This is a genomic window from Mesorhizobium sp. M7A.F.Ca.CA.002.15.2.1 (assembly GCF_003998715.1).
Classification (GTDB): domain Bacteria; phylum Pseudomonadota; class Alphaproteobacteria; order Rhizobiales; family Rhizobiaceae; genus Mesorhizobium; species Mesorhizobium ciceri.
The window spans coordinates 1-5,216 of record NZ_RZPI01000394.1; the positions used below are offsets into that span (position 1 = coordinate 1).

At 63.6% G+C, this 5,216-nt stretch carries 6 protein-coding genes and 2 pseudogenes; 5 read left to right on the forward strand and 3 right to left on the reverse strand.

Features of this window, described 5'->3' with window-relative positions; translation table 11 throughout:
• A pseudogene (locus ENZ74_RS35235) lies at positions 1–175 on the reverse strand (Bcr/CflA family drug resistance efflux transporter); the annotation flags it as partial.
• A 188-nt stretch (positions 176–363) separates the two neighbouring features.
• Between ENZ74_RS35235 and ENZ74_RS20750 the strand changes: the two are divergent.
• The 4 genes from ENZ74_RS20750 to ENZ74_RS20765 all read left to right on the forward strand — a co-directional run bounded on the left by ENZ74_RS20750 (position 364) and on the right by ENZ74_RS20765 (position 2,143).
• Positions 364–1,053, forward strand: coding sequence for a TetR/AcrR family transcriptional regulator (locus ENZ74_RS20750; RefSeq protein WP_013531017.1), 690 nt, complete (start codon positions 364–366; stop codon positions 1,051–1,053).
• A 118-nt stretch (positions 1,054–1,171) separates the two neighbouring features.
• On the forward strand, positions 1,172–1,708 hold the full coding sequence (locus tag ENZ74_RS20755; RefSeq protein ID WP_127312963.1) for an SspB family protein: 537 nt from the start codon (positions 1,172–1,174) through the stop codon (positions 1,706–1,708).
• Between the two features lie 16 nt (positions 1,709–1,724).
• Entirely contained in the window at positions 1,725–1,922 is a 198-nt protein-coding gene (locus ENZ74_RS20760; protein WP_024501426.1) for a DUF4169 family protein, read from the forward strand.
• Positions 1,919–2,143: a ribbon-helix-helix domain-containing protein gene (locus ENZ74_RS20765; RefSeq protein WP_013531014.1), complete on the forward strand. Its 225-nt coding sequence runs from the start codon at positions 1,919–1,921 to the stop codon at positions 2,141–2,143. The genes ENZ74_RS20760 and ENZ74_RS20765 overlap by 4 nt, the downstream gene beginning before the upstream one ends.
• Here the strand turns inward: ENZ74_RS20765 and ENZ74_RS20770 are convergent.
• Positions 2,140–3,942, reverse strand: coding sequence for a chloride channel protein (locus ENZ74_RS20770; RefSeq protein ID WP_013531013.1), 1,803 nt, complete (start codon positions 3,940–3,942; stop codon positions 2,140–2,142). The two genes, ENZ74_RS20765 and ENZ74_RS20770, sit on opposite strands and share 4 nt — an antisense overlap.
• 154 nt (positions 3,943–4,096) lie before the next feature.
• Here ENZ74_RS20770 and ENZ74_RS20775 point away from each other — a divergent pair, with 154 nt between their 5' ends.
• Complete coding sequence (locus tag ENZ74_RS20775) at positions 4,097–4,534, forward strand: helix-turn-helix domain-containing protein (RefSeq protein WP_013531012.1); 438 nt, start codon at positions 4,097–4,099, stop codon at positions 4,532–4,534.
• A gap of 7 nt (positions 4,535–4,541) precedes the next feature.
• Here ENZ74_RS20775 and ENZ74_RS20780 read toward each other — a convergent pair.
• Positions 4,542–5,216, reverse strand: a pseudogene (locus ENZ74_RS20780) (AsmA protein); the annotation flags it as partial.

Consider the following 5,216-nt stretch of genomic DNA (forward strand, 5'->3'; position numbering starts at 1 on the left):
GGCCAAAGCCCATCGACAGGAAGAAGATCAACAGGCTCATCTGCACGGCAGCGGTGCCGGCATGCAGATCGGCGCCGATCGACGGCAGCGCGGGCAGATACATGTCGATGGCGAACGGGCCGATGGCGGACAACAAGCCGAGCACGACCGCGATGCGGAGGAATTTGGGACTCATGATAGAGGCTTCTTTCAAATCTGGTTGCCGCCGCCAGGCGGCGTCTAACCTAGGACGTTCCATCCCGTGAGATTCCGACACATCGAGAGCGAGTTCTGTTCGTCTCTCTCATGCGAAATCTCTTAATCTTGTGTCCACAAATTTAGACACTCTTGTCTAAATCGTCAATCACCTCTATATAGTTTTTTATGAAGCTGCACGTTTCTCCTGACATTTTCCCGCCACGCGGTCATGAGGCCAAGCGCCTGTCGATCGTCGACTCCGCCGCCACCGTGTTTTGCCGCGAAGGTTTCGCCGGCGCCAATATCGACCTGATCGCCGCCGAAGCCGGCGTCTCGCGCCAGACCATCTACAACCATCACGGCGACAAGGAAAAACTGTTCGTCGCTGTGGTCCGTGATCTGACCGAACGTTGCAATGCCGGCATCTTCGCCACCATTGCCACCTTCCCCGATCAGCCGGGGGATCTCGAAGCCGACCTGATCGGCTTTGCGGTGCGTTTGAATCAGAATTGCATCTGCAACCGCGATGGAAAATTCCTGCGCAAGCTGATCCAGACCGAAGGCGAGCGCTATCCCGAACTGTTTGCCGAATGGCGCGAACAGGGACCGGGCAGGACATGGCCGGCAATCGCCGCCCGCTTCGCCCGCCTCGCCTATGGCGGCTATCTCACGATCGAGGACCCGGACGTGGCGGCACGCCAGTTCCTTGGCCTCGTCAATGCCGAACTGCAGACCACGTTCATGCTTGGCGGCTCGCCGCGCGAGGACGAGGTGCTGCAATCTGCGACCAATGGCGTGCGTACCTTCCTGCGCGCCTTCGGCAAGCGCCGCTCCGCGGCATCGTCCGAAAAGCAAAGCGCGCTCGCCAGCGCCTGAGCGATCAAATCGCTGGCAATAGTCTTCGCTTCCGCGCGAGGGTGATCTATATGCGGTTTACGCCGCGCTCAAGCTTGATTACAGCTATGCGGACGATTCAACGGAACCCGACCGCCACATGGCCGACGACCACATCCGCTACGACATTCTGGCCCAGGAGGCGTTGCGCGGCGTCATGCGCAAGGTCCTGGCCGAGGTCGCGCGCACCGGCCTCCCCGGCAACCACCACTTCTTCATCACCTTCCTGACCGGCGCGCCGGGCGTACGCGTGTCTTCGCGGCTGCGCGAGCGCTATCCCGAGCAGATGACCATCGTCATTCAGTTCCAGTATTGGGACCTGAAGGTGACCGATACCGGCTTCGAGGTTGGCCTGTCCTTCTCCGATGTGCCGGAAAAACTCGAAATCCCGTTCTCGGCCGTGCGCGGCTTCTACGATCCCTCGGTCAATTTCGAACTCGAATTCGACGTCAAGACGGATGGTGCGGCAGCCGATGAACCGGCTGCGCCAACTCCGGAGCCGTTGACCATCGTCTCCGAGAAAAAGCCGAAGGCCGAGAAGAAGGCCGCCGCGGAGGCGGAGAAGAAGCCCGCGGCCGCGGAAGCCGCCACCAAGGGCGCCGAAGTGGTCTCGCTCGACGCCTTCCGCAAGAAATAGGCCGGCGACTTACGCCGTGGCCGAAATCGTCAATCTCCGCCAGGCCCGCAAGCAAAAGGCGCGGGACGAAAAGCTGCGCGCCGCCGAACAGAACCGCGCGCTGCACGGCCGCTCCAAGGCCGAAAAGGAACGCGACCGCGTCGCCGCCGACAAGAGCGAAAAATTCGTTGCCGGGCATCGTCGTGAAAAGCCCGGCGACCCCGGCCGTCAATGAGCCCGGTCGAAAAGCGTTCGGTGACCATTCGCGGCCACCGCACCAGCTACTCGCTTGAAAAGCCCTTCTATGACGACCTCGTCGCGATCGCGGCGACCAGGGAGCTGACGCTCGCTGCTCTTGTCGCCGAAGTCGACGAGACGCGGCCCCGCGACACCAACCTGTCCTCGGCGTTGAGGCTCCATGTGCTGGAGTGGGCGAAGCGAGGAGAGAGCATCTAAAGGCTTTCGACCGCGTCGTCCTTTTTCCTGCGTCTGGTGCCAAAGCCAAGCAAGGTCGAACGCTCGCGCTCCTCGGCCTGTTTCCTGGACCGCACGCGCATCAGATCCTTCCAGCCGACATAGCCGACCAGCAACGAGCCTTCGCGAGTGACGACGGGCAGATGGGAGACGTTGGCCATCAGCAGCTTGTCGGAGAGGCCTTCGAGATATTCGTCCGGATAGGCCAGCGTCACCTTGCTGCCGGCCAGCAACGCGCCAAGCGTGGTGGTGCGGTGCGTGCCGGCGCGTCTCCAGCGCAAGATCGCCGGCGGATCGATGAGGCCCAGCACCTGACCGTTCTCGTCGACCACCGGGAAACTCGGATGCCGTGTTTCCGGCGCCGTCAGGAACGCTGCTGCGCCATGCAGCGTCATCGTCGCCGGCACGCTTTCGACCTGCGACGTCATCACCTCGCGCACCCTGGTCAGGGCGAAAGGGTCGACACGGTATTCGCGAACCAGATGGTGTCCCCTTCTGGCGATCTTTTCGGTCAGGATCGAACGCTTCATCAGAAGCACGGTCACGGCATGCGCCGCGGCGCAGGCGGCAATCAGCGGCACCAGCATATGTGTGTTGCCGGTCAGTTCGACGGCGAAGAACGTGGCGGTCAGCGGCGCGCGCATCGTGCCGCCCATGGTGGCGGCCATTGCCAGCAGCGCCCAGAAACCCGGATCCGCGGCAGGCAGAACGCCGGCGAGCACAGCGCCCATAGCCCCGCCCATGATCAACAGCGGCGCCAGCACACCTCCCGACGTTCCCGAGCCGAGCGCTACCGACCAGATGATCGCCTTGACCACCAGCAGCAGGAGTGCCGCCGTCGCGACGGTGCGGCCATCCAGCATGTCGGTGATGTTGTCATAGCCGACACCGAGCGCGTGCGGTTCGATCAGCCCGCCTATGCCGACCACCAGGCCGCCAAGCATCGGCCACCACATCCAGTGGATCGGCAGCTTCTGAAAACCGTCCTCGCAGGCATAGACCATCTGCGTCAGCAGTCCCGACAGAAGTCCTGCACAAACGCCGATCGCCACCCAGCCGGCAAGGCCGACAAAAGACACCTCCATGCCGCCCTGAAACGGAAAGATCGGCCCGGGCAGATGCAGCATGGTGCGCTCGACCTCGGCGATAACAGCCGCGACCGCCACCGGAATGAAGCTGCGCGGGGTCCATTCGAATAGCAGCAGTTCGACCGCCAGCATGATGGCGGCGATCGGTGTTCCGAACACCGTGGTCATGCCCGCTGCCGCACCAGCCACCAGCAGGGTCTTGCGCTCGTTGTCGCTGACCGGCAGCATCTGCGCGATCAGCGAGCCGATCGCGCCGCCTGTCATGATGATCGGTCCTTCCGCGCCGAACGGTCCGCCGGAACCGATCGAGATCGCCGACGACAGCGGCTTCAGGATCGCCACCTTGGCGTCGAGTTTCGAGCGCCCGAGCAGGATCGCCTCGATGGCTTCGGGAATGCCGTGGCCGCGGATCTTCTCGCTGCCATAGCGCGCCATCAGGCCGATGATCAGCGCACCGATCACCGGAACGAGGACGGCGGCAAGCCCAAGCGGCGTGTTCTCGAGCTTCAGGTCGGCAAGCGAGAACTGGCCGAAATAGGCAATGTTGGTGGCAAGCCGGATCAGCTTCAAAAGCGCGATGCCGGCAAACAACCCGGCTGTCGCCACCACCACGGCAATGGCGGCGACGAGCAGAACCCTGGGATCCGTGGTGAAATCGCGCAGGTGCTCCGGGTTCGAATGATGGGTCTTCATGGCAGTTGCTTCCTGGCGGCGGCCGTATGTCTGGGGTGCGGCACGGTCGAAGCGGCCAGCCGGGTTTGTCGGTGGCTATGTATCGTAACACGATATAAATATTCAAGCCGGTTTCGCCCGAAATCCGTTTGAGCTTTCGCCGGAAAACGAACACATGTCTGATATGTCGCAGCCACGAGAACAACGTCCCGCCATCAGCCAGGCCGATTACCAGCGGCTGTCGGAGTTTCGCTACCTGATCCGCCGGTTCCTCGAATTCAGCCAGGTCCAGGCGGAAGACGCCGGCCTGACCCCGCGCCAGCATCAGGCGCTGCTGGCGATCAAGGGATTCCCCGGCGGCGGCCCGGTGACGGTTGGCGATCTCGCGGAACGCCTGCGCATTCGCCACCACAGCGCCGTCGAACTGGTCAACCGTCTCGGCGAGGCAGGGCTGGTCACAAGGGATCAGGACAAGGACGACCATCGCCGCGTGCTGCTGCAACTGACCGAGCGCGCCGACGATTGCCTGGCCGAGCTGTCGGCGGCGCATCTCGACGAACTGTCACGCATCGAACCGATGCTGCGGCGGCTGCTCGATCGAGACCGTGGGTAGTCGACTACTACTGCAGCGACTTCAGCAGATTGTCGATCGTGAACGGATTGGCCTTCGGCTTGGCCGGCGGCGGATTGTCGTTGGCCTGCGGCAGCGGCGCCCGCTCCACCTTCGGAGACTGCGCGGCCTTGCGTTCGGCTTCGAGCCTTGCCTTTTCCTGCGAGGCAATACGCATCGCCTCTTCCGCCTTCTGCCGCTCCTGCTCGGCCTGCGCCTTGGCGGCCTCGTCGGCGGCCTGCTTTTCGGCAGCCGCCTTCGCTTCGGCATCGGCCTTGGCTTTGGCATCTGCGTCCGCCTTGGCTTTCGCCTCCGCGTCGGCCTGAGCCTTTGCGTCCGCCTCAGCCTGAGCCTGTGCATCCGCTTCGGCCTTGGCCTTGGCGTCAGCTTCGGCTTTGAGCCGCGCTGCTTCCTCCTGCCGGCGCAATTCCTCGGCCGCCTTGTCGCGAGCATCCTGCCGCGCAGCGTAATAGCGCACTTCGCGCCGCAGCCGCTGCTTCTCGAGCAGCGCGGCCTGCATCGCCTCGACGCGCTGCTGCTCCTTCTCCAGCGCGCGCTGGGTCAGGAACTGCGCCAGCGGCTCACTGTCGAATGCTCGTTTGACCGCGCCGAACGGCCCTTCGGCGGTGAAATTCACAACCGGCTCGGAGCCGACCAGCGCCTCGTCGCCAGGCCGATAGGTGAT